This is a genomic window from Trichlorobacter lovleyi, assembly GCF_015239775.1.
Classification (GTDB): Bacteria; Desulfobacterota; Desulfuromonadia; order Geobacterales; family Pseudopelobacteraceae; genus Trichlorobacter; species Trichlorobacter lovleyi_B.
Window position 1 is genome coordinate 3142879 of the sequence record NZ_CP058409.1, and the last position, 24735, is coordinate 3167613.

Annotated in this window: 25 protein-coding genes; 5 read left to right on the forward strand and 20 right to left on the reverse strand. The window is 55.1% G+C overall.

The annotated features are described in order from the left end of the window. Positions 1 to 16: 16 nt before the first annotated feature. Genes nuoE through FY034_RS14595 form a run of 5 tightly spaced genes read right to left on the reverse strand, consistent with a single transcriptional unit; the run spans position 17 to position 3165 of the window. Complete coding sequence (gene nuoE, locus FY034_RS14575) at positions 17 to 532, reverse strand: NADH-quinone oxidoreductase subunit NuoE (RefSeq protein ID WP_012471164.1); 516 nt, start codon at positions 530 to 532, stop codon at positions 17 to 19. A gap of 26 nt (positions 533 to 558) precedes the next feature. Next, complete coding sequence (gene nuoD, locus FY034_RS14580; RefSeq protein ID WP_012471165.1) at positions 559 to 1731, reverse strand: NADH dehydrogenase (quinone) subunit D; 1173 nt, start codon at positions 1729 to 1731, stop codon at positions 559 to 561. Between the two features lie 40 nt (positions 1732 to 1771). Next, positions 1772 to 2260 carry an NADH-quinone oxidoreductase subunit C gene (locus FY034_RS14585; protein ID WP_265551802.1) on the reverse strand — a complete coding sequence of 163 codons (489 nt, stop codon included), beginning with the start codon at positions 2258 to 2260 and terminating at the stop codon, positions 1772 to 1774. Positions 2261 to 2308: 48 nt separating this feature from the next. Next, positions 2309 to 2818 carry an NADH-quinone oxidoreductase subunit B gene (locus FY034_RS14590; protein WP_012471167.1) on the reverse strand — a complete coding sequence of 170 codons (510 nt, stop codon included), beginning with the start codon at positions 2816 to 2818 and terminating at the stop codon, positions 2309 to 2311. Further along, complete coding sequence (locus FY034_RS14595; RefSeq protein ID WP_012471168.1) at positions 2809 to 3165, reverse strand: NADH-quinone oxidoreductase subunit A; 357 nt, start codon at positions 3163 to 3165, stop codon at positions 2809 to 2811. Before FY034_RS14595 ends, FY034_RS14590 begins: the two co-directional genes overlap by 10 nt. A gap of 299 nt (positions 3166 to 3464) precedes the next feature. On the opposite strand from FY034_RS14595, the gene hemL reads away from it, so the two are divergent. From hemL to atpE, 5 genes are all read left to right on the forward strand, one after another. Continuing rightward, entirely contained in the window at positions 3465 to 4751 is a 1287-nt protein-coding gene (gene hemL / locus FY034_RS14600) for a glutamate-1-semialdehyde 2,1-aminomutase (RefSeq protein WP_265551807.1), read from the forward strand. An 83-nt stretch (positions 4752 to 4834) separates the two neighbouring features. Beyond that, positions 4835 to 5077 carry an AtpZ/AtpI family protein gene (locus tag FY034_RS14605; RefSeq protein WP_012471170.1) on the forward strand — a complete coding sequence of 81 codons (243 nt, stop codon included), beginning with the start codon at positions 4835 to 4837 and terminating at the stop codon, positions 5075 to 5077. Then, positions 5055 to 5435 carry an ATP synthase subunit I gene (locus tag FY034_RS14610; RefSeq protein WP_265551809.1) on the forward strand — a complete coding sequence of 127 codons (381 nt, stop codon included), beginning with the start codon at positions 5055 to 5057 and terminating at the stop codon, positions 5433 to 5435. Before FY034_RS14605 ends, FY034_RS14610 begins: the two co-directional genes overlap by 23 nt. Positions 5436 to 5438: 3 nt before the next feature. Then, positions 5439 to 6131, forward strand: coding sequence for a F0F1 ATP synthase subunit A (gene atpB, locus FY034_RS14615; protein ID WP_265551811.1), 693 nt, complete (start codon positions 5439 to 5441; stop codon positions 6129 to 6131). Positions 6132 to 6197: 66 nt separating this feature from the next. Then, on the forward strand, positions 6198 to 6473 hold the full coding sequence (gene atpE / locus FY034_RS14620) for an ATP synthase F0 subunit C (protein ID WP_012471173.1): 276 nt from the start codon (positions 6198 to 6200) through the stop codon (positions 6471 to 6473). A 95-nt stretch (positions 6474 to 6568) separates the two neighbouring features. Here the strand turns inward: atpE and FY034_RS14625 are convergent, their stop codons facing one another. From FY034_RS14625 to FY034_RS14695, 15 genes are read right to left on the reverse strand one after another with little or no spacing between them, the layout of a single operon-like run. Further along, positions 6569 to 7327 carry a hypothetical protein gene (locus FY034_RS14625; protein WP_265551813.1) on the reverse strand — a complete coding sequence of 253 codons (759 nt, stop codon included), beginning with the start codon at positions 7325 to 7327 and terminating at the stop codon, positions 6569 to 6571. A gap of 2 nt (positions 7328 to 7329) precedes the next feature. Then, entirely contained in the window at positions 7330 to 8706 is a 1377-nt protein-coding gene (argH, locus tag FY034_RS14630) for an argininosuccinate lyase (RefSeq protein WP_265551815.1), read from the reverse strand. 6 nt (positions 8707 to 8712) lie between these two features. Further along, positions 8713 to 9888, reverse strand: coding sequence for a hypothetical protein (locus FY034_RS14635; protein ID WP_265551817.1), 1176 nt, complete (start codon positions 9886 to 9888; stop codon positions 8713 to 8715). A 17-nt stretch (positions 9889 to 9905) separates the two neighbouring features. Next, positions 9906 to 10340: an NUDIX domain-containing protein gene (locus tag FY034_RS14640; protein ID WP_265551819.1), complete on the reverse strand. Its 435-nt coding sequence runs from the start codon at positions 10338 to 10340 to the stop codon at positions 9906 to 9908. 3 nt (positions 10341 to 10343) lie between these two features. Beyond that, positions 10344 to 11561, reverse strand: a complete 1218-nt coding sequence (locus FY034_RS14645) for an argininosuccinate synthase (protein ID WP_012471178.1) — start codon at positions 11559 to 11561, stop codon at positions 10344 to 10346. 24 nt (positions 11562 to 11585) lie between these two features. After that, complete coding sequence (gene argF, locus FY034_RS14650; RefSeq protein ID WP_265551821.1) at positions 11586 to 12497, reverse strand: ornithine carbamoyltransferase; 912 nt, start codon at positions 12495 to 12497, stop codon at positions 11586 to 11588. Continuing rightward, positions 12494 to 13693: an acetylornithine transaminase gene (locus tag FY034_RS14655; RefSeq protein WP_265551823.1), complete on the reverse strand. Its 1200-nt coding sequence runs from the start codon at positions 13691 to 13693 to the stop codon at positions 12494 to 12496. Before FY034_RS14655 ends, argF begins: the two co-directional genes overlap by 4 nt. A gap of 11 nt (positions 13694 to 13704) precedes the next feature. Next, a complete protein-coding gene (locus tag FY034_RS14660) occupies positions 13705 to 14286 on the reverse strand; it encodes a hypothetical protein (protein ID WP_265551825.1) in 582 nt (193 codons plus the stop codon). 21 nt (positions 14287 to 14307) lie between these two features. Then, the gene (gene argB, locus FY034_RS14665) at positions 14308 to 15186 is read right to left on the reverse strand and encodes an acetylglutamate kinase (protein WP_265551827.1); all 879 of its coding nucleotides are present in this window, start codon (positions 15184 to 15186) and stop codon (positions 14308 to 14310) included. Positions 15187 to 15193: 7 nt separating this feature from the next. Next, on the reverse strand, positions 15194 to 16294 hold the full coding sequence (locus FY034_RS14670; RefSeq protein ID WP_265551829.1) for a hybrid sensor histidine kinase/response regulator: 1101 nt from the start codon (positions 16292 to 16294) through the stop codon (positions 15194 to 15196). A 5-nt stretch (positions 16295 to 16299) separates the two neighbouring features. After that, entirely contained in the window at positions 16300 to 18930 is a 2631-nt protein-coding gene (gene alaS, locus FY034_RS14675) for an alanine--tRNA ligase (protein WP_265551830.1), read from the reverse strand. Positions 18931 to 18933: 3 nt separating this feature from the next. Then, positions 18934 to 19254, reverse strand: coding sequence for a hypothetical protein (locus FY034_RS14680; protein ID WP_265551831.1), 321 nt, complete (start codon positions 19252 to 19254; stop codon positions 18934 to 18936). A 9-nt stretch (positions 19255 to 19263) separates the two neighbouring features. Further along, on the reverse strand, positions 19264 to 21489 hold the full coding sequence (locus FY034_RS14685) for a fibronectin type III domain-containing protein (RefSeq protein ID WP_265551833.1): 2226 nt from the start codon (positions 21487 to 21489) through the stop codon (positions 19264 to 19266). 23 nt (positions 21490 to 21512) lie between these two features. Further along, positions 21513 to 23495 carry a CsgG/HfaB family protein gene (locus FY034_RS14690; protein ID WP_265551835.1) on the reverse strand — a complete coding sequence of 661 codons (1983 nt, stop codon included), beginning with the start codon at positions 23493 to 23495 and terminating at the stop codon, positions 21513 to 21515. Continuing rightward, on the reverse strand, positions 23492 to 24688 hold the full coding sequence (locus FY034_RS14695) for a flagellar assembly protein T N-terminal domain-containing protein (protein ID WP_265551837.1): 1197 nt from the start codon (positions 24686 to 24688) through the stop codon (positions 23492 to 23494). Before FY034_RS14695 ends, FY034_RS14690 begins: the two co-directional genes overlap by 4 nt. Positions 24689 to 24735: the final 47 nt, after the last annotated feature.

A 24735-nucleotide genomic window follows, 5' to 3' on the forward strand; every position in this document is an offset into this window, starting at 1 on the left:
TGACGAACGTCCCGAACTAGATCGGGAGCGAAGAATATTCCTTGATGATCTCATCTACCTTTTGAACTGTCATCTTGCCATAGGTCTCATCATTGACCATGGCAAGCGGTGCCATACCGCAGGCGCCCAGACAGGCCACCAGTTCAAACGTAAAGCGGCGATCCGGAGTCGTTTCAGCATGACCAATACCGATACGATCATAAAACGACTCTTTAATACGCTCCGCGCCCAGAACGTGACAGGCGGTCCCCATACAAACCCGGATAATAAACTTGCCACGCGGCTTGAGGTGGAACTGAGCATAGAAGGTCAACACACCATAGATCTGGCTGGGATAGACATTCAGACGCTCGGCCACATAATCAACAGTGATGCGTGGCACATACCCATAGGCATCTTGAATACCCTGCAGCACTGGCATCAGGTTGCCAGGGATATCCTTGTATTTTTGAATTACCTCTTCTGCAAGAGCCAAGTCGATGACAGGCTCTTCCATTTCGGCACTTTCTGTAACTGCAACCGCTTCACTCATCTGCGGCCTCCCTTTTCGGTCTCAGTTTAGCGGTCAATCTCACCCAACACGATGTCCAGCGTACCGATGATTGCAACAAGGTCTGCCAGCATGGCACCCTTTGCCATCTTTTCTATGGCCTGCAGGTTGACAAATGAAGGTGGACGCACCCTCATACGATAGGGCTTGCTGCTGCCATCACTGACCAGATAGAAGCCCAGCTCACCTTTCGGTGCCTCAACCCCCATGTAGACCTCACCCTCAGGAACCGGGTAGCCCTCACTGGCGATCTTGAAGTGGTGAATCAGGCCTTCAATACTGTTATAGACGGAATCTTTAGGCGGGTAACAAACTTGCGGGGCATCAGCCAGCACAGGGCCGGGCTTGAGACGCTCAAGAGCCTGATTGACGATCTTGCAGGACTCACGCATTTCAATCAGACGCACCTGATAGCGATCAAAGGTATCGCAGTTCTTGCCGGTAGGAACCTTGAACTGGTAGTTCTCGTAACCGGCGTAGGGGATATCACGACGCAGGTCAAAATCAACACCAGATCCACGGAGCGCAGGTCCGGTAATACCAATGTCAGTGGCATCCTCAGCAGAGATGACGCCGTTGCCGATGGTACGCTTGCGCCAGATCGGGTTACCAGTCAGCAGACCTTCATAGGTATCAATGAAGCCTGGCATCTCTGCCACAAAATCACGTACCTTCTTTTCAAACTCAGCAGGCACATCCTGAGACAGACCACCGGCACGGAAGAAGTTGGAGGTCATCCGGGCACCGGAGATCAGTTCATACGTCTCCATGATTACTTCACGCTCACGGAAGGCGTAGATAAAGACGGTCATGGCACCGATATCAAGTGCGTGGCAGGCCAGCCAGACCAAGTGGGACTGAAGGCGGGTCAGCTCAGTCATAATGATACGGATCGTCTGAGCCCGCTCAGGCACCTCGATGCCCAACAGCTTTTCAACTGCCAGCATATAGCCAAGGTTATTGCTCATCGGTGCCAGATAATCAAGACGGTCTGTCAATGGCAATGTCTGATGATAGGTGCGGTGCTCGGAGAGCTTCTCGACACCACGATGCAGGTAGCCGATATCCGGATCAATCTTAAGAATGGTCTCACCATCCAGCTCGATCACCATGCGCAAAACGCCGTGGGTACTGGGGTGTTGCGGCCCCATGTTAATAGTCATGATTTCATTGTTAGCCATGTATAGCCTCGTCTGCTCGTTAAGTGCGTAATGGTTCTAATCAGGAAAGACGTCCCTTGTACGGCTCACGGCCAGGTCCCTGCAACGGGTAGTCCTTGCGAAGCGGATGCCCTTCCCAGTCAGGCGTCATCAGAATACGACGCAGATCCGGATGCTTATCAAAGCGGATGCCAAACAGGTCAAAGACCTCACGCTCAAGCCAGTTGGCTGAGCCATAGACCTGTGTTGCACTACCAATAACACAGTCAGCCTCTGCAACCGGTGCCTTGATACGCAGCCGGTCTTTGAATGGCACCGATGTCAACTGGTAGACCATCATAAAACGATCAGCAGTCTTACCGAGATAGTCAACAGCCGTTACATCAGTCAGCATATCGAATTTGCACTCTTGCTTCAGAAACGCAAGAACAGCAACGATATCCTCTTTCTTGACTGTAACGATCCAGTCACCACGATCCTGCTTCACCTCCAGAATGGAGGCCTCGAACTTCCCTTGCAGTTTTTCAACGGCGCGATTTGTGTCTGCCATAGCGTCGAAACCTTTTCAGTAATAGTGAATTCGTAGCAACCTAGAAAATCAGACCGTGGATACCCGCTCACCCAGGCCGAATACGGAACCGAACGAGTTACTCTCCTGCATGATCTTATCCTGCAGCTTCATCAGACCATACAGCAGCGCCTCTGGACGAGGAGGACAACCCGGAATATACACATCAACCGGCAGCGCCTCATCAATACCCTGCACAACACTATAGGTATCAAAAATACCACCTGAGCAGGCACAGGCACCCATGGCAATTACCCACTTCGGCTCCGGCATCTGCTCATATACCGTCTGAATGACCGGCAACATCTTCTTGGTTACCGTACCGGCAATAATAATACAGTCAGCCTGACGTGGCGAAGCACGGAAGATGATACCAAAGCGGTCAAGGTCGTTGTGCGATGCACCAGTTGCCATCATCTCAATGGCACAGCAGGCCAGACCAAAGGTCATCGGCCAGATGGAAGATTTCCTGACCCAGTTGACCAGCTTGTCAAGTGACGTAACGGTTACGTTACCACCGAGGGGCTGATTTACTCCCATTCCAGTGCTCCTTTTTTCCAGACATAGATATAACCAACAAACAGGATCACGACAAAGAGCCCCATCTCCACCAGGCCGAACAGACCAAGCTTCTTGTACAAGACAGCCCAGGGATAGAGAAAGACAGCTTCAATATCAAACAAGATAAACAGCATTGCGATCAGATAGAACTTGATCGGGAAACGCTCACGCGCCGTTCCGATCGGCTCACAACCGCACTCGTAAGGCGCCATCTTGACCTTTGAGAACTTCTTTTGGCCAATCAACGAAGAAAACACCACTGAACCAAGACCAAAGGCCAACGCAACCAGGATCAGCAGCATAATTGGTAGATAGGTACCGAGCATTCGCTATTTCCTCCCCAATCGTTCATTCAATACTTAGGTATACTGTATACAAAACGCAGCAAACCTATTGCATTTGGGTATCGGTTGTCAAGCACTTTTTCCCGTTTTTTTCAGCCTACATTAAATCATTCTTAACTATGTAACATACTCATTTCGCTAATGTTTACAGGACCTATAGGACTATTTAGGTATTAATGAAGCAAGATTTTCCACGACAAATGAACTGAATTGACAAAAGAACACAGCAACAGGTACAAAAGCACTACTGATCCACGCTCATACCATGGAGGTGCCACCCGATGACCCACACCCGTTCACACACTCTCTTCGACCAAGCCCGCCGCATCATACCCGGTGGCGTTAACAGCCCGGTCCGGGCCTTTAAATCCGTTGGCGCAGACCCGCTCTTCATCAAACGCGCCTCCGGCAGCCATATCTTTGACGAAGACGACAACAGCTACATAGATTATGTAGGCTCCTGGGGGCCCATGATTCTTGGCCACTGTTTTCCCGGGGTGGTAAACGCTGTAAAACAATGCATGGAAAACGGTTCCAGCTTCGGCGCCCCGACAGAGCTTGAAATCACGCTTGCCCAGATGGTGATCGATGCCGTGCCATCGATTGAGATGGTCCGCATGGTCAGCTCCGGCACCGAAGCCACCATGAGCGCCATACGCCTGGCCCGTGGCTATACCGGTCGCGACAAGATCCTCAAATTCTCCGGCTGCTACCACGGCCATGCCGACGCATTGCTGGTCAAAGCCGGATCCGGAGCTGCCACCTTCGGCGTACCAGACTCACCAGGCGTGCCTGCGGATTTTGCCAAACACACCCTGACCGCCGAATACAACTCGCTAGCGTCCGTCAAGGCCCTTATCGCAGAGAACAGCGGACAGATCGCCTGTATAATTCTCGAACCCGTTGCCGGGAACATGGGCACCGTCCCTCCCCGCCCCGGCTTCCTTGAAGGCCTGCGGGAGCTCTGCAACAACGAAGGCATCATCCTGATCTTTGACGAGGTTATGTCCGGTTTCCGGGTTGCCTACGGCGGTGCACAATCCCTGTATGGCGTAACACCGGACATGACGACACTGGGCAAGATCATAGGCGGCGGCCTACCGGTTGGCGCCTTCGGCGGCAAACGTGAGATCATGGAAAAGCTTTCTCCCTCCGGGAGGGTGTACCAGGCAGGAACCCTGTCAGGCAATCCCTTGGCCATGACAGCCGGCATTGAGACCTTGAAACTTTTGCAACAGCCGGGATTTTATGATCGGCTTGAGGAAAAGAGCCGTCAGCTCTCCGAAGGAATTGCACTGGCTGCCCGCGAAGCGGGCTATCCACTGTATTCCACGAGAGTAGGCAGCATGTTTTGCGCCTTCTTCAGCCCCAACGAAGTCTTTGACTGGACAACTGCAGCAACCTGCGACACCAAGGCCTTTGCCCGATATTTTCTCGCCATGCTCGAAGAAGGGGTTTACCTGGCCCCCTCACAATTTGAGACGGCCTTTATGTCTGCGGCGCATTCTCAGCAGGACATCGAGGCAACCATTGCTGCTGCCCGTAAATGCTTCAAACTTATCAGATGATTCACGAAATAATTGACACTGAAAGCCATACCATGCTATGAGAGACAGGTTTTGTATACAATCCGTGTTGACAGGGGGCGGAAATGAGCGAACTTCGTGACATTTTCCGCAATATCGGTACTGTCTCCAGCATGGGTATATCGGTTGTGCTCGCGATTGCCATCGGTGTCTGGTTTGGCCTGACTCTTGACCGCTGGTTTGGTACAGCACCCTGGTTTTTCTGGTTATTTCTTTTGATTGGTATCGCTGCCGGATTTAAAAATGTGTATGTCATTACCCGGCGCGAAATTAAGAATTTGAACCGTGACACTGATCAACGAGGCTAGGCTGCCTACTGTTATTCTGCAATCAAGCGCAATTCTGCTCTTTATTGCAACAGTTGCCGGTTTCTTATTCTACACGACGCCGGTTGGCCTTGGTATTCTGGCTGGTGGCAGCATTGCCATTATTAATTTTGTCTGGCAGCGCAGGACACTACGCCAACTGCTTGACAGTCAGGCTTCCCCCACAGCGGGCTCTGCAGCACTGCGCTACCTGCTTCGCCTGAGTATTACCGCCGTTATACTGTATGCCGTACTGACTTCAGGGCATTTTTCCATTATCGCCCTTCTGGTCGGGCTGTCAGTCATAGTGGCAGTTATCATTGCATTAACACTGTATTCAGCGTTTTATAAAGGAGATTGACCCATGGTCCACCCGTTGTTGTTTCTCCAATTCCTGAGCACGAAGCTGCAGCACCTGCTGCATATCTCTGACGCCTCTGCAAACGCAGTCGTCTATACCTGGACGGTCATCGTGCTGTTGCTGGCGCTGTCACTGATTGCAACCCGTGCCCTGAAGACGATCCCGAGCGGCGTACAAAACTTCATGGAAGTGGTGGTTGACGGTATTGAAAACATGATCGTCGAAACCATGGGCGAGCATGGACGTCCCTTTTTCCCCTTAATCGCCACACTGGCCATTTTCATCCTGGTGTCCAACCTGATTGGCCTGATACCCGGTTTCTACCCGCCGACCGCCAACGTCAACACGACGGCGGCCTGTGCAATCGTGGTATTTCTGGCTACCCATGTGGTTGGTATCAAACACCACGGCTTTCACTACCTGAAGCATTTCATGGGTCCGATCTGGTGGTTGGCCCCGCTGATGTTCTTCATCGAGGTAATCGGTCACCTCTCCCGTCCGGTCTCACTTACCTTGCGTCTTTTCGGCAACATGAACGGTCACGAACTGGTTCTGATGATCTTCTTTGCACTGGCACCGTTCCTGGTACCCCTGCCGATGATGCTGATGGGTGTACTGGTTTCATTCATCCAGGCATTTGTATTCATGCTGCTGGCCATGATCTACATCCAGGGTTCCCTGGAAGAGGCACACTAAGACTTACGTTAATCCCATTTTACTCCTATACTGTTTAGGAGCACACACCACACGGAGGTAGTACAGATGAACTTTTTCACAATGTGTATGCTGGCTGCAGGTTTTGGTATGGCTATTGGCGCTTTCGGTACCGGTATTGGCCAAGGTCTGGCTGTTAAGAGTGCTGTTGAAGGCGTTTCCCGTAACCCCGGCGCTTCCGGCAAGATCCTGACCACCATGATGATCGGTCTGGCCATGATCGAGTCCTTGGCCATCTACGTTCTGGTTGTTTGTCTGATCATCCTGTTCGCCAACCCCTACAAGGATGTTGCGATCAAGGCTCTGGAGACCGTTGCGAAGTAATTTCGCTGCACGGCTTCACAATGTCAGAAACACAAATGGCGACCGGGCATCCGGTCGCCATTTGTGTTTCTACTGTCTCGACATCAGGGCGCCCATTAGCCGGGATCATCCGCGACCGTCAGGGCAACAGGTGCGGACAATTCGCTTTCCGCAACAACCCCGTCACTCCTTTTGACAACAGTGCTGACAGCGTAACGATAGGTGCGATTACGTTGTACCGCCTGATCCTCATAGTGGGTAATGCCACTGGCCAGCGAAGTAACCGGCACAAGTACACCATCACCTTCAGCCCTGTAGATGGTGTACCCAACCAGGGAGGCGCCGTGTGGCACCATGCCAGTGATATCAAGCGTAACAAATCCACCAAATGCTACGGAGGCCTTGAGCCCGGGTGCTGCTGGGGGGGGCAACAGCGCAGTCACCGCAGTGACCGTTGCATTACCGGTTATGCCGCCTTTTTGCACTGTCTGCAGACGATACTGATAACGCTCACCAGCACGGACATCGGCATCAATCAGGACAATCCGGTTGCCATGACGCTGAGCCGGTGCCGGCAAAACAGGATCAATCTTCTGCAGATTCTGGTACTGATCCTGACAACTGATGCAATCCTGTTCCTGGTAGACACGCCGCCCGACCAGTACCGCCTCCAGGTCTTCAAGCTTGCGGCCTGACAGGTCCTTAGCCGGCAGGTCAAATGACAACCGCAGGCGAGAGCCGCTCTGTTCAACCTTCAGCTGTTGCGGCGGTTGAGCAACCAGCATGTCCGGATAGAGCAATGGCCCTTTTTTGCCACAGCCGGACATCAGCACCAGCACAGACACAAGCAGGAGCCTGTTCCGTCGCGCCGGCATCCCTATTTACCTTCCCGACAACGCCGGATTTCATCCTCAACGCGGTTACGGGCAGTCCCACCAATCACATCACGGGCGTTGACACTGGCCTCCACCGTAATCGCAGCGAAGATATCATCGCTGAAATGGGGGGAGAAGAGCTGCCACTCAGCCAGGGACAGATCAATAATGTCCATCTCATTTTCGACACAGTAGGCCACCGCTTTCCCGACCGCCTCATGGGCATCTCTGAACGGCAGTCCTTTTCGCACCAGATAATCAGCGACATCAGTCGCCGTGGAAAATCCCTGACCAGCTGCACGCCCCATGGAGCTGCTATTTACCCGCATCTCACGAATCATGTCGGCAAAGATCTTGAGAGAGCCCTTTACGGTGTCAATCGTATCGAAGAGCGGCTCCTTGTCCTCCTGCATATCTTTGTTGTAGGCCAAGGGCAGGGCCTTCATCACCGTCAGCAAAGCCATCAGATTGCCATAGACACGCCCGGTCTTGCCCCGCACCAGCTCCGGCACGTCAGGATTCTTTTTCTGTGGCATGATCGAGGAGCCGGTACAGAAACCGTCGGACAGATCAACAAAACGGAAGGCGCTGGTTGACCAGATGATCAATTCCTCTGACAGCCTCGAAAGGTGCATCATCAGGATTGAAGAGGCAGCAATGAACTCAAGGGCGAAGTCACGATCAGAGACAGAATCCAGTGAGTTCCGGGTCACCGCTGGAAAATCGAGCTGTTCAGCCACATACTCCCGATCGATCGGGAAGGTGGTACCGGCCAGTGCACCAGCCCCCAGCGGCAGGACATTGACCCGCTTGAGACAGTCATCCATCCGCCCCTTGTCACGTTTGAACATCTCCACATAGGCCAGCATATGGTGCGAAAACAGAATCGGCTGGGCTGACTGCAGGTGCGTGAAGCCGGGCATCACCACTTCCAGATTCTTTTCAGCCTGCTCCAGTAACGAATCAATCAGCATATCCAGGTAGGCCACCACCTCAACGATCTCATCGCGCAGGTAGAGCCGGATATCCAGCGCCACCTGATCATTGCGCGAACGCCCGGTATGCAGCCGCTTGCCGGCCTCACCAATTTTCTGGGACAGACGGGCTTCAATATTCATATGGATATCTTCCAGCCCGACCGAGAAGTCGAACTGGCCGGACTCGATCTGCGCCAGGATATCCTTCAAACCATGGACAATCTGCTCCACATCCTGTTGAGGAATAATCCCCTGCCGTCCCAGCATCCGTGCATGGGCAACCGAGCCGCGGATATCCTGATGGTACAAACGCTTATCAAAATCAATTGAAGCGGTAAATTCCTCTACAAATTTATCCGTTGGCTGGGTAAAACGCCCGCCCCACAGCTTGTTTTGAGACATACTCTGCTACTCCTTCTGTACGTTGGACTCTGTTACAGCTTCATCTTCGCCGCTATACCCTGATGAGGTGACTTTTTCCCATCCACCCCGTGATGAACGCTGCATGATGGTATGGACCTTGAGCGGCACACGGGAGCTGCGTGGATCGATCTCATGGTGTAACGGCAGGTTAAAATACAGCAGCCGGGTGGCGCTGCCAAAACGCAGGCGACAGACCGGAGCGCCGCTGAAATCATCGGTTGCAAACTCACGGGACTGTACCTTTTCCAGGCGGTGATTCCGGTTGATCACCACATAGGAATGGCCAAAGCCTTGGGACTGGACCGTGCCTTCCAGCGTGGTTTCGTCAGAGGCATTACCGAAAACCGTTACTGTTTCACGGACACCGGGCAGGTCTTCCAGGTATTCTCCGTAGAATCCGCACACCACATCCCGGTAGGCCTGGTGTTCCGGTTTCGGATTACACTGGATCACAAACAGGGTATCCAGCCCTTGCCGCGTTGTAAAGAACAGCTGGTTGGCATGATCGATAATCTGTTTGATATTTGAGCTGTACAGATCCCGGTAGAGGTAGTCGAGACAGATGATCGCCATGAAATTGAAGCAGGAAGGTCTACTGCGCAGCAGGTAGAAGTGTCTTCCGCGATACAGGTCATGGTACTTGTCGATAAACTCCTCACCGTGAAACGGATGGCTCTTGGCCTCAAGAAAGACCCGCAGTCCTCCGTCTGACTCCTTGACCAGGACCATGCACCAGTTAACCGGCATCTCCAGCACATCACCCGAATCAATGTCACGGTCAACCAGTTCGATCGCCTCATGGTTATCTGCCTTGAAGCGTTCAAGAAACCGGCGATACTCCCGCAGCCTGACATGCTCAACACCGATCATGGTAACGGTATTGGGGCGGAATCCTTTTTCAATCACCAACAGCAGCTCATCCAGGCGGTTGACCGGCAGGCACGATTCAGGAAAGAGCAGAAAATGAAGTTTCTTAAGGTTCCCCTCGCCGGCAGCCACCAGGTCAAGGACTGATTTGATCGCCTCCCACTGTGCTTCCTGTTCAACAGGATGAAAACCAACCTCACGATGCAGGTGGTTAGGCAGTTGAGCAATCAGACAATGCAGATGGTGCCCCAACGGAAAGGAGAGCTGGACCTTTTTATCGATAACCATTGGCATCGCAGCTCTCCTGACGGTCAGGCAGCAAGCTCGGGAAACAGGGTTCCCAGAATAGAGCGCGTCCCTTCAGGCATATCGTACCGAGCAAGGTCTCCTCGCGCGACCCAGACTGCCTCAGAGACCTCATCGGGATTGTGGCTCAGGTCATAATGAACCGGCCTGCAGCGGTAAAAGAGGATAATGTAATGGCAGTTTTCCTCACCGGGGGTGACATGTTCAAACACATCGATCAGGCTGCCGACCTCAATATCCAGCCCGACCTCTTCATCCACTTCCCGTCTGAGTGCTGTGGCAATCGGCTCCCCCAGGTCGATCTTCCCCCCCGGCATAACCCACATATCCTTAAAGGGGGGGATGCTCCTCCTGGTGAGGAGCACCCGTTCCTGTTCATCAATAATTACCGCCACAACTGAAGTGACAATATGTTCCTTCCTGTAACGCGGTCTGGTCACACCTTACTTCTTGCCCTGCATCAGGGAGCGGATCCGCAACCGCAGGGAATTGATCTTGATAAAGCCTTCGGCATCGGCCTGATTGTAGACCTTGTCCTTTTCAAAGGTTGCAAAGTCCAGATTGAACAGCGAATTGGTCTCGGACTTGCGCCCAACCGTACGGCAATGTCCCTTGTACAGTTTGACCCGTGCCACGCCGTTGACCGTCTTTTGAGACTCGTCAATCAGCGTCTGCAGCATTTCACGCTCCGGCGAGAACCAGTAGCCGGCATAGACCTGACGGGCATATTCAGGGATCAGCGAATCACGGATCCGCATTACCTCGCGGTCCATGGTGATCTGCTCAACCGCGGAATGGGCCTCGCGCAGGATGGTGCCGCCGGGGGTCTCATAGACACCGCGTGACTTCATGCCAACCGAGCGGTTTTCCAGCAGGTCAACCCGGCCGACACCATGCAGGCCGCCAATGGTGTTCAGGTGCGCCAGCAGCTGGGCCGGTGTCATCCGCACACCGTCAACAGCCACGGCATTGCCCTGTTCAAACTCGATCTCAACATACTGCGGCTTGTTGGGGGCCTTTTCCGGCTTACAGGTCAGCACATACATCTCTTCCGGCGCCTCAGCCCAGGTATCTTCCAGGATGCCGCCTTCAAAGGAGATATGCAGCAGGTTACGGTCTGAGGACCAGGGACGTTTCTTGGTGATCGGAATCGGAATATCGTTCTTCTTGGCATAGGCGATCAGCGCCTTGCGGCTGTTCAGCTTCCACTCCCGCCAGGGCGCAATCACGGAGATGGAGGGGTCAAAATGGTAGTAGGCCAGCTCAAAACGGACCTGGTCGTTACCCTTGCCGGTGGCCCCGTGGGAGACGGCATCACACCCTTCCAGCTTGGCGATCTCCATCTGGCGCTTGGCGATCAACGGGCGGGCAATGGACGTACCCAGCAGGTAGTGCCCTTCGTAAATGGCATTGGCCCGGAACATCGGATAGACAAAGTCACGGACAAACTCTTCGCGCAGGTCATCGATATAGACGGTGCTTGCACCGGTCTTAAGCGCCTTTTCGCGCACCGGAGCCAGTTCATCCCCCTGCCCCAGATCAGCGGAAAATGCCACTATCTCCGCGCCATACTCATTTTTAAGCCACTTAAGGATGATGGAGGTATCCAGCCCGCCGGAGTAGGCCAGGACGATCTTTTTCACTTCTTGTTTCTTTGCCATTGCGTGTCTCCTTAAAAATCTCTGTTATTGCATCAGAGTGGCCATAATGGCCTTTTGTATATGCAGACGGTTTTCCGCTTCGTCCCATACCACAGAATGTTTTCCTTCAATCACGCTCTCACTGATCTCTTCGCCACGGTGGGCAGGCAGGCAGTGCAGCACGATGCTGTCTGGTCTGGCCACCGCCAGCAGCTCGTCATTCACGCAGTAGCCCTGAAACGCGAATTCCCGCTGTTTCTGCTCAGACTCCTGCCCCATGCTGGCCCAGACGTCGGTGTTGATTACATCGGCATCACGCACCGCTTCTTCAGGGTCTTCAGTAATGGTAATCGTGGCGGTACCCTGCTTCTGAGCCCATTCCCAGACATGACGGTCCGGCTCATAGCCTTGCGGACAGGCCAGCGCCAGGTCAAACCCCAAAATGGCGGCGGCCTCAATCCAGGTGTTGGCCATGTTGTTACCGTCACCCACCCAGGCAAACTTGAGCCCCTGGTAACCGCCCTTCTGTTCGATCACCGTCTGCAGGTCTGCCATGATCTGGCAGGGGTGAAACAGGTCGGTCAGACCGTTAATCACCGGCACATCAGAGTAGCGGGCGAACTCATCCACGATCTCCTGGCCAAAGGTACGGATCATCACGCCGTCACAGTAGCGCGCCATCACCCGGGCCGAGTCCTTGATCGGCTCACCGCGCCCCATCTGGGAGTTGGCAGACGAAATAAACAGACCGTGTCCACCCAGCTGGTAGATACCGACCTCAAAGGAGATGCGGGTACGGGTGGAGGCCTTTTCAAAGATCATGGCCAGGGTCTTGCCTTTCAGCAGGTGGTGTTCAACACCGTTTTTCTGTTTCTGCTTCAGGTCGGCAGCCAGGGCCAGCATGGCATCCAGCTCCTGCCTGGTGAAATCGTGCAGCGCAAGAAAATGCCGTGTCATGCCTCTATCTCCTTGAATATGCTCTCCAGAATCTCAATCATCCGGTTTACTTCCTGTTTGCTGACTGTCAGGGGCGGCACAAAACGCAGCACCGTGTCATGGGTCACATTCAGCAACACGCCCTTTTCATGTCCCTTTTTAACAATATCACCACCGGGAATTGAGAGCGACATGCCGATCATCAGGCCGATACCTCGCACCTCCTTGACAAAGGAATAGCGGGTACCCAGCCTTTCCAGCTCGCCATGCAGGTATTCGCCCATCTCCTCAGCCCGGTTCAGCAGCCCCTCCTCAAGAATGGCCCGCACCGTGGCCACCGCGGCAGCGGTTACCAACGGATTGCCACCAAAGGTGGAACCGTGGGTGCCTGGCACAAATGAAGCTGCCACCTCATCCCGTGCCAGCATGGTACCGATCGGCGCACCACCTGCCAGTGCCTTGGCAAGGGTCATGATGTCCGGTGTAATACCAAAGTGTTCGTGGGCAAACAGCTTGCCGGTACGCCCCATTCCCACCTGCACCTCATCCAGGATCAGCAGCAGCTGGTGACGGTCACACAGCTCCCGCACCCCCTGCATATACTCCATGGAAGGGATATTGATGCCCCCCTCCCCCTGAATCGGTTCCAGCATAATGGCGCAGGTCTGAGGGGTGATGGCTGCCGACAGCGCACTCAGATCATTGAACGCTACATGGGCAAAGCCATGCAGCAGGGGGTCAAAAAAGCGCTGTACCTTCTCCTGGCCGGTGGCTGAGACCGTGGCCATGGTACGGCCATGAAACGAGTCGGCAGCGGTAATGATGCCGTAGCGTTCCGGGTTATTGTGTTTCTCGCGGCTGTATTTCCGGGCCAGCTTGATGGCAGCCTCGTTGGCTTCAGCCCCGCTGTTGCAGAAAAAGGCCTTATCCGCAAAGCTGTGGCTGCAGAGCAGTTCGGCCAGCTCAATCTGTTGGGGGATCTGGTAGTAGTTGGAGCAGTGGATCAGGGTGGCTGCCTGGTCCTGCAGTGCCTTGACCACCTTGGGATGACAGTGCCCAAGATTGTTCACCGCCACACCGGCCAGAAAATCCAGATATTCCTTGCCGTCAGCATCCCACAGACGGCACCCTTCGCCTCTGACCGGCACGATCGGATAGCGTCCATAGGTCTTCATGATTACCTTGTCAGACCGTTCAACCCATTGCTGATTCGTCATTTCTGTCTTCCTTAGTTCTGCTTTAGTACCTTGATCCTGCCATCTGCCACGTAGCCCGCTTTACGCAATTCCTGAATGTAGGCCACATCATTTTTCCAGTCAATGGTCAGGTCCAGCTTACCGGTCCCCTTCTCTGTGGCTGCCTGTAGACGGAACTCATACTCACCCGGATCAAGCTTGTAACTGAGCCCCTTGCCGGTGGCAAAGTCCTCATTCATAAACAGTATGATATCCCTGCGGGGTTTTGACAGGGCGGGACGAAAGACCCCTTCCTGTTTCGCGTTGGCAGCATAGGACGAATACTTGCCGTCATAGCTCTTGGTCTGCTTGACGTACAGCACCACCCTGAACTTTTTGCCGCCATCCGCCTGGGGGCCAACCGGGTCAGTCAAACAGACCAGCGCCCACATCTCCTTGCTGAAATCCAGCTCCGTGACGGCTTCCGGCAGCGGCTTGTCACGGTCTATCTCGCGATCAAAAAAGGTGATCGTGCCCGGTGTCTTGCCCGCACACAGCTCCTTTGCCTGGACAGCAGCAACGGTTACCAGCAGCGACGCCAATACTGTAACGGCAACGGCAAGTCTCTTCATCATGGAATCCCCTTCCATAAGCGCTTATTTGGTTATCTCCGTCCCGATACCAACATCCGTAAAGATCTCAAGCAGAACCGAATGTTCCATCCTTCCGTCAATAATATGGGCCTTCTTCACGCCATCATTCAGCGCCTCGGCACAACAGACAACCTTCGGTATCATGCCGCCGGTGATTGATTCATCTTCAATCAGTCGATGCATCTGGGCAACGCTGATCTTCTGAATCAACTGTTTATTCTTGTCCAGCACGCCAGGGGTGTCCGTCAGCAGGATCAGCTTCTCTGCGTTTAAGGCTGCGGCGACCCGGCCAGCCACCACGTCGGCATTGATGTTGTAACTTTCGCCGGCCAGCCCGACACCAACCGGGGCAATCACCGGCAGGTAGCCGCCCTGCTCCAGGCTCTTGATCAGGTCCGTGTTGACCTTGACCACATCCCCCACATAACCGATGTCGATCTGTTCAATTGTGCCGTTCTCGCCGGTCACTTCCTGCAGCAGCTTTTTGGACAACAGCAGACTGCCGTCCTTGCCACAGAGACCAACCGCCTTACCGCCATGCTGGTTCAGGTAGCCCACCACCTCTTTGTTGACCTGCCCCACCAGCACCATCTCAACCACCGACATGGTCTCGCCGTCAGTCACCCGCATGCCGCGTACAAACTCGGAGACAATCCCGTAGCGTTTCAGGGTTTCATTGATCTGGGGACCGCCGCCATGCACTATCACGGCATTGATACCCAGCGACTTGAGCATGATCACATCCAGGGCAAAGGATTCCTTCAACCGTTCGTCCGACATGGCGTGACCGCCATACTTGATCACAAAGGTTCTGCCTGAAAAACGCTGGATATAGGGCAGTGCCTCCATCAGGGTATTGGCTTTATCAATAAGATGTTTCACAACGCAATCACTCCTCTGCACAGGTAAGGTTAATGGTCACCGTGGTCCCCTGCCCCAGCCGGCTGTTGACCGCAACTGAGCCGCCATGCTGCCTGACGATTTCCCGCACACAGAACAGGCCCAGGCCAAATCCCGGGATCTGTCCGGTGGCATCCGGGTCAACCTGATAAAACCGTTCAAAGATCTTGGGCATTTCCTCTTCCGCAATACCGCAACCGCTATCCTGGATTGCGATCTCCGCATGGCCATCAACACAGGTCAGCCTGATTGCCACCGTAGCGCCGTCGCTGGAAAACTTGAAGGCGTTTTCCAGGATCTGCTGCAGTGCAAACATAAGCCGGTCGCGGTTACCAAGCACCGTTGCCGAGGTTTCCAGCTCAAGTAAAAGTGCCATATCCCGCTTTGTTGAGGCACGTTGCACGGATGCTGCGGCGCTCTTTACCACCTCGGCCAGATCACACCTGACCGGTTCTCCTCCCGCGACCCCCAATGCCTGATGCATACGCACCAGTGACGTCATCAGGCTGGAAAGTGCCTCCAGGTCCTCCCGCATTGAAACCAGCCGCAGGTGACAGGCCTCGGTCGGATGCAGTCGGGAGGCATAACGTTCCAGTTCTTCAAGCCCCAGTGACAAGGAGGTTAGCGGCGTCTTCAGCTTATGGGAGACAAGCGAGAGAAATGCCCCTTTCAGGCTGTCAAGGCTGTGCATGGCAGCCAGTTCTTCCTTCAGGGCGCGTCTGCCAAGCGCCTTCTCGATTGCCGTCTGCAGTTGCAACAGATTAACCGGCTTCTGGATAAAGTCATCGGCATCGGCCCGCAAGGCCTCCAGTACCGTTTCCTTGTCTCCAAAGCCGGTCATGATCAGAACCACTGCATTGGGATCGTTCTTTTTGATCTCACGCAGCAGGTCGATACCGTTCCCACCCGGCATCTGCACATCCGTCAGCACCATATCAACCGGCTCAGCAGCGTAGCAGGCCAGGGCTTCCTGAGGTGAGCCGGCCTGCAGAACCCGGTAGTTCCTCAGCCCCTTGCTACAGAGGTCACGGATGACCAGCTCGTCATCCACGACCAGTATAACAATTTGCTTTCCGGAACGATTGAGCATGCCGGTTACCCCATCAGTGCTGCCACAGCAGCAAGTGCTTCCGGCAGCTTTTCAGGCTGACTGCCGCCGGCCTGAGCCAGTTCAGGCTTACCACCGCCACGTCCGCCAACAATCGGCGCCAATTTACCCACCAGCTCACCAGCCTTGAAACGGCTGGTCAGATCCTTGGTTACCGTGACCAGCAGGTTCGCCTTGCCATCCAGCTCTGCCCCCAACGCAACGACACCAGATCCAAGCTTGTCACGCAACTGATCAGCCATATCCCGCAGTGATTTGATATCCGCAACCTGTACCTGCACGGCCAGCAGCCTGACCCCTGCCACCTCCTGAGCCCGGGACAGCAGATCACCGGACTGGGCGGCATTCAGCCTGCCCTGTAACGTCTCCACTTCACGCTGCAGTTCACGCTGGCGCTCCACCAGTTTTTCCACCCGGTCAAGCAGTTTGCTGCTGTCGGCCTTGAGCAGATCTGCCACGGCCTGACGATCCCCTTCCAGCCGACGCACAAAACCGAGGGAGTTAAAGCCGGTTGCGCCTTCAATCCGGCGTACCCCGGCAGCAATCCCACCCTCGGACAGGATCTTGAACAGGCCGATATCTCCGGCTGCCCGCACATGGGTACCACCGCACAGTTCGGCACTCACTTCACCGATCCGCACAACCCGCACGGTACTGCCGTATTTTTCATCAAACAGCGCTGTAGCACCGCTTTCCACCGCCTCCTGCATCCCCATTTCACGGATGTTCAGCTCGGCATTATCCATAATCCAGCCGTTGACCAGATCTTCAACCTGTTGCAGCTCCTCAGGAGTCACACCGGTAAAGTGAGTAAAATCGAACCTCAGGCGGTTTGGTTCAACCAGCGAGCCGGCCTGTTTGATATGTTCGCCAAGCACCTGCCGCAAGGCCGCCTGCAACAGGTGGGTGGCAGAGTGGTTGCGGGCCGTTGCCCGGCGCTTATCAACGGCGACGGTCAGGCTGACGGCATCTCCGGTCTTTATGGCCCCTTCTTTGACCAAGGCATGATGCACCACCAGGTCAGTGAAAGGCCGGGAGGTTGCCAGCACCTCAAGATGGGCGCTGCCACTGGAGATACAACCGGTATCGCCGGCCTGGCCACCTGACTCGCCATAGAAAGGGGTGGTTTCACAGATCAGATCAATCTGGTCTCCGGCTGCTGCCGACTGGATCTTGCTGCCATCACGCAGCATTGCCGTGACCGGCGAAAAGGCCGTCAGGCTGCCGTAGCCGACAAAGTTGGTCCGCAGACCATGGTTGTGCAGTTCCTTGTAGACATCGGCAATACCGGCAGCCCCGGAGCCTTTCCAATGTTCGCGCCCCAGCTCCCGCTGATGCTCCATGCAGGCCTCAAAGCCAGGTTCGTCCACCGTGAACCCTTCAGCCCGGACAATGTCCTCGGTCAGATCCACGGGGAAGCCAAAGGTATCATAGAGTTTGAAAAGGGTCTCGCCGGGGATAACGGAACTACCGCTAGAACGCAGGCTGGCAACCTCTTCATTCAAAATTGCCAAACCACGGTCAAGGGTTTCGTTGAAGCGTTCCTCTTCGGCCAGCACCACCTTGCGGATATAGGTCTCACGCTCGGCCAGTTCCGGGTAGGCATCCCCCATCATCTCCCGCACCGCATCCACCATCCGGCAGAGCAGCGGCTCGGCCACTCCCAGCATCTTGGCATGTCGGGCAGCCCGGCGCATGATCCGGCGCAACACATAGCCGCGTCCTTCATTGCTGGGCAGGGCACCGTCACAGATCAGGAAGGTCACTGCCCGGCAATGATCAGCGATCACCCGCATCGAGACGCTATCCTTTTCATTATCGCCATATTTCTTGCCGCTGTGACGTTCGATATGACGGATAATCCCCTGCAGCAGGTCGGTATCGTAGTTGGAGCGAACACCCTGCATGACCGTGGTGATCCGTTCCAGTCCCATCCCGGTATCCACGGCCGGCTTGGGCAACGGATGCAGCACGCCGTCAGCCGTGCGATTGAACTGCATGAAGACGTTGTTCCAGATCTCCATATAGCGGTCACAGTCGCAGCCTACGGCACAATCAGGCGAGCCACAGCCAACCTCAGGACCGTTGTCCCAGAAGATCTCGGTACAGGGGCCGCAGGGACCGGTGTCACCCATGGACCAGAAATTATCCTTTTCACCAAAGCGGTAGATCCGCTCGCGAGGCACTCCCTCCTGTTGATGCCAGATATCGGCCGCCTCATCGTCATCGGTATAGACCGTCACATACAGGCGGCTGGTATCCAGCCCCAGATCCTTGGTCAGGAACTCCCACGCAAAGGCGATCGCCTCCTTCTTGAAGTAATCACCAAAGGAAAAGTTGCCCAGCATCTCGAAAAAGGTATGGTGGCGGGCAGTGCGCCCAACGTTTTCCAGGTCGTTATGCTTGCCACCGGCCCGGACACATTTCTGGGAGGAAGCAGCCCGGTAATAGCCCCGGTCCTCCATCCCCAGAAAACAGTCTTTAAACTGATTCATACCGGCGTTGGTAAACATCAGGGTCGGATCGTTCTGGGGAATCAGCCCGGAACTTGACACCACAACGTGTCCCCGATCCTCAAAATACTTCAAAAAACGTGCGCGAATTTCATTACCGGTCATGTACTATTTTCCTTCCTGAGCTGGTCGACGTTTGTCAGCTGACGGCAGGTCAGTGGGCAGCCAGGTTTCAATATAGCGGCCATTTTCGTCGATTTTATTAATATAACGTTTCACCTCGCCGGTATGGGTGTCCAGCAAAAACACGGCCTGGTGAACATAGGTCTCCTTGCGCTTGAGATCAAAGGTGGTGTAGCTGCCCTGAAACAGGGCATACCGTCCGGTCTCCTGATTTGGCGTTGCAGCCTTGACCGGATTGGCAAACGCCATGATCGGCACGATCAACAGGGCCAGATAGAGGCCCACCATTCTGCCATATCGTTTCATGTTGCCTCCCTACTCAACCACCAGCACTGCCGATGGTTCGCTTTCCAAGCCATCACCGTCCTCCGCCGTCACATACAGCTCCAGCTTGCCGGACTCAGTACACCGCCACTCGGTTGCTTCAACCGTTGTCAGCTTCTGCCCTCCCATAAAACTCTTCTTGTAGAGATGATAGCGCTTCACATCTGCCTGGCCGGACCGTTGCCAACTGACAAGACGGGTTGCCCTGTCTTTCAACTGCAGTCCCTCAACCGGCTTTGGCAGTGCCTTGGTGGTGCCCTTGACCGAGACAGACATCGGACTCATCAGCCCATCGCGGTCCAGCGCCTGCACCCGATACAGATAACTTGTGCCATCCTTCAGCTCGGTATCCACCGACACTGTAGCACTGGTCCGCTGAAGCTGTTTAAACTCGCCTTCTGCCTGTTGTCTGAACAGGATATATTCGGCGATATCAGGTTCAGGATTCTTTTGCCAGCGTACCGAAATCCTGCGTGGCTCACCGGATGCTGCGTTCAGACCTGAGGGTGCTGCCGGTAACGCCTTGGTGGTGGCATTGGCACGGGCACTCAGAGGGCTGACCGCACCGCCTGCGTTAAAGGCTGCAATCACATAGGAATAGGTTGTGGCGTCCTTCAGCGGCTCTTCGGCATCGCGGTACGAGCGTTTGTCGGCGGTTAACTCGGCGATCCTGGTCAGCTTTTCCTGGCCCGGTTCGCCACGGTACAGATAAAAGCCACTCACTTCATCATCAGCCACGGCAGCGGATTCCCAGCTGAGCGTAACCCTCCTTGGCTCCCCCTGCATTGCGGTCAGCTTGAGCGGTACCGGCGGCAGATCACGGGTTGTTGCGGCGACCTCGCCTGAGGCTCCACCAGTTCCCAATTCTTTACTGAATGCCACGATCCGGTACCAGTAGGTGGTTTTGTCCGCCAGACCTGTATCCAGATAACTGGTCTGCAGACGGTCGTTCATGGTGGCGATCACCTGGTAGGGGCCTTCTTTGGCCGTTGCCCTCTGCAGAACATAACCGTTCACACCGGCAAACGGGTGGACTGGCCAACTCAGCGCTACACGGCGGACCTTACCACTGCCGGCCGTCAAACCACTGGTTGCCGGCGGCGTTGTCAGGGAAAGCTGTACCGATTGTTCACTTTCAGCACCAGCCAGATTGTAGGCGGTCATGGTGTACAGATAGGTGGTGCCATCCTGCAATCCCTGGTCACGGAAAACGGGTTGGTCGTCCGCGACTCTGGCGATTGGAAGAAATTCCTTTTCGGCTGTTGAACGCCGATAGATCCGGACCCCTTTCGGCAGGGTCCTTTCATCGCTTCCCGGGCAGGGGCGTTGACGCCAGCTCAATATGGCCCCGCCAAGTATCGGCTCAACATTCATAAAGATCGGAACCGCAGGCGCAACCGACGTAGCCCCGCGCACAACGGCTGTCGGCTCACTGGCCGTACCACCTTGGCCAACAGCTGTCACCCGATAGAAGTAGGTCTCATTCAACCGCAACGGTTCATCACTGTAGCCCGGCTCGGTTACAGTGCCGACGGTGGTAAACGGTCCCTGGGGCTCATTGGCCCGCAGAACCAGATAACCGACCACGCGTTCCGGCGAGGGATGTCTCCAGCGCAGACGGATCGCACTGGTAGAACCAACAGCCTCAAGGGCCGCAGCAGGGGCAAGCGGTTTGGACAGTTCCGGTGCTGTTACAGCTTCAGCAGATCTCTGAGCAGCCTGGCGAATCCGCAGGGCCAGCTCCTGCAGTGAGCGGGTGGCATCAGCCTCGCTCAGCCGCAGCTTTTCAGTCAGAATTACCCGTTGCCCCCGCAGATTGAGTACACTCAGTTCCATCAGCATACCCTGGGGCTGGGTTGTCACACTGCCGCTGACCAGATACTCCACCCCCAGGCGTCCCCCAAGCCGTTGCAGTTCTGCACCGGAAAGGGAATCAGACCTGACCCCCTCCAGATCCATGGCAGCCTCAAGACGTTTGCGTTCAGCAACCTCAAATGAGCCGCTGCGCTCCAGCTCATTCAGCAGCACCGTGGTCAGATATTCGGTAAAACTCATGGCTTCGATAGTCCGGGCCACAAACGGCACGCAGCCCAGCTTGGCTTTCAGTTGCTGTTCAGCCGCCTCAGCCGCTCCCAACTGGATACAGAGCATGATGACAGCAGTCAGCCAGGCCACTGCCGTCAGGCACATTTTTTTACACGTGTCAGTGATTCCCATGCCGCTACTCTCCAGAATCGAACTTATTGCTGCTCAGCTGACTGCAGATACTGCTCGATACCCAGTTTTGCCTGGGACGTGACCTGGCTGGCGACGTGCTTGACCTCTTCAGCCACAATGGCATCCATGTACCGCTCGACCACCTGATCGCCGCCCCCCTTTTTGCTCAGCAACTCGGCTGCCTGCAGATAGCTGGCCTGACGATTCTGGAAGCGCGTAAGCACCAGGCGCCCCAGCTCGGCAATCCCCTCATCAACCGCCTTCTCTAACAGGACAGAATCAGACGGCAGTTCCAGCGGATCGAAGGGGATATTGGCAAACTCAACCCCTTCAGAAAACTTGTCTTCCGCCTCTTTACGGCTCTTGATCGTGGTGGTAATCACGACCTCCCCTGACTCCACATCAATCACCCGGAATGAGAGTGCTACGTTGGCGGTTTTCTTGTGGGTACCGACCTTGTATTTCACTGTCTCACGGATCTCTTCCTTCATCAGTGCCGGCGGTGCAAGGGCCATCTCCTTCTCGTTGGGAGACGGATGACTCAAAAGCCAGCTCTGGTAGGCCGGATTGGGAACCTGCTTGGTGGCCACCACCACGTTGACCATCTTGGAACCTTCTTCAGCACTTTTTTCCACATTGTACTGCAGTACGCTACCGAAGATAAAAATGTCAGTTCCCTTTAACTTACCGGTCTTTTTAGCACTTTCGATATCATAGAGCCCGGCTTGACCGAACTCGATCTCCTTGATGATGGCCCCCAGCACGTCCCTGGCCAGAATCTTGACATCGCTGCTGGCATTCTTGGTCATGTAGGAAAGCAGACTGTCGGTTACCAGCTTGCCGGCATCAGTGTTGTTCGTTGGCGGCGAAAAATCCATGACCGCAATTTTTTTCACCACCCGTTGCCGCAGCCGGTCTTTGAGGGTCTGCAACCGCTGCTGGCTTTCACGATCGCCGCCTCCCAGCCGTATGGACAGGTCAAGCCAATACCAGGCATTACCCAACAAGCCGGTTGTTTCCATTTCCTGGGATCTTGCAGCCATATCTGCTGCGAGCTGTTTGCGCAGATCCGCTGCCTCCGCCTCTTTCATAAATGCCGGAGAGAACTGCCCGCCTGCCTGTAACGACAGGTAGGCGGTATAGAACTGCTTCTTGCTGGTCTGGACCATCCCCTGTTGCAGCATCTTTTGCGCGCCCTGGCGCCGCAATTCTGTCATCCTGGCCTGCAACGCCTGATCCGGATTCAACAGTTCCGCCTTACGCAGATAGCCTGCAGCCTGGAGCCACTTCCCCTGTTTGGCGCTCTGCTCGGCCTTCGCAAACCAGACGCTGGCGGTATTTTTAGCCTTGGCATCCTTCAGCAACCCGGCAATCTGCTGATTCGCGGGTTGAATCGCCAGCGCCTGCTCCAGATTGACAATCATCGCATCCAGGTCATCCGCAGCCTGCATTTGCTCAGCCTGTTTCAGGTAGTATCCCAACGCGGCGTTTTCAGTCTGGGGCAGTTTGATCATCAGATCCAGATAGCCGGGGTAAAACTGGCGGATTTCCCGCAATTTGTTGATGGCCGTCGGCCAGTCCTTCAGATCTGCAGCTTTGGTTGAGGCGGCATATAACGCCTCAGCCCTCTTCAACAGGGCATCCATCTGAGACTTGACGCTGCTTGCCAGCACCTTTGCATCGCTATTGTAGGGATCAGCCTTGAGTGCCTTGTCAACATCCAGCTGAGCGGTACGCAGCTGGTCATAGGTGATCTCGGCGCCTTGCAGGCGTTTGCGGCCCTGCTCGACAAAACGGGCTGCAGCGGCCGAGCGGGCACTGGCCAGGACTGCCCGGTATTCCTGATTATCCTGTTCTTTGACAATTGCATCTTCATAAAGGGTAATGGCCTCATCAACCCGTCCCTGACGTTCCAGTTGCCGGCCAAGCTCAAAGCTCTCCTTGCCGGGATTGTTACAGCCGGCAAGCAATACCACTATGCCAAGTACCAACAGTATCCGTTTCATTTTACGCGCCCTCCTTTAATGGGGCGACCCTGCCACCTGGCCTGCACCTGCCCCGCTGAATAACTGATAATCTTCAGTGAATCCTGTTCCAGCCCCAATGCGGCCAGCTCATCAATCACTTCCCTGAATCCGCCTGTCACCTCGAGATCCAGACGCAGCTGCTGATCCCGGTAGCCTCGGTCATGCACCTCTTCAATCTGCCCCACTTTCTCCTTCAAGGCATCCTGTAAACGCCTGATATCTGCGTGGGGAATCATGCTCACCGTCATACGCAAGGTTCTCAAGCCGGTCAGCCGTTTGGTCCAGGCCGCAATCATCTGACGTTGCAACCCCTCGCTCAACTCTGCGGCGGCCTTTTCAAAGGCCTCATTCGTTGCGCTCGCCGGATTGACATGCAGGGCCTGCTGTGTCGCTGTCACAGTGGCCAGCAGTTCCCCGCTGTCCACCTCAACGGCACGACAGGTAACCGTTACCTGCACCGGGCGAAGATTGGTTCCGCTTAAGGCAGAGGTCGACCGGGCAGTGGCACGGCCGACAATGACAATTTCAGCCCCGCCTGCTGCTGCAGCACGAACCACGGCATCAGTCTGATCCCCCTGCTTGTTGACCACCTCATGTTGCACCGCCAGCATGGCCTGACGATCGACCAGGGCATAGCCGCGCTTGCCCAGACTTGAGACAAGGCAGTTCTCCACCACACCACCCGGAATGGCATTGCCAAAGCCGTTCTGTTCCATCACCACCACGGCAATCCGCGGTTTTCCCATTTTTTTGATCAGCAGTCCGGCATTATCCAGTCCCTGCTCCAGTTTATGGCGGGAAACCGAAGCAAAAACCAGGATCCGGAAGGCATCACCGTCCACCTTTTCACCAAGAATCCGGTAGGTTTTGATGAACCCCCTGCTCTTGGAAAAGATTTTATCGTTCAGCAGCTCCGAGTCCTTGACCACCGTCTTCGACTCAAGCGCCACCCCAACAACCTGCTCGACAGCCCGCCTGAAGGCATTCTGCAGGGCCGCCTCACGGGCCATATCCTTGCGCTCCGCCACAATGGTGGCATACCCTTCAACCTCGACAACACCGGTTTGCTGATCTGCAACGGCCATCCCCGCCGACAGCAGCACAGCCAAAGAGATCCCCAAGAACCGTCTCAGCAGCACAGTTACAGCAGCTTGAACTGTTGTATTTTTCATGGGTCTTCTCCTCTCCATCCACACCGGCACGCGCCGGGAGTCTGCCT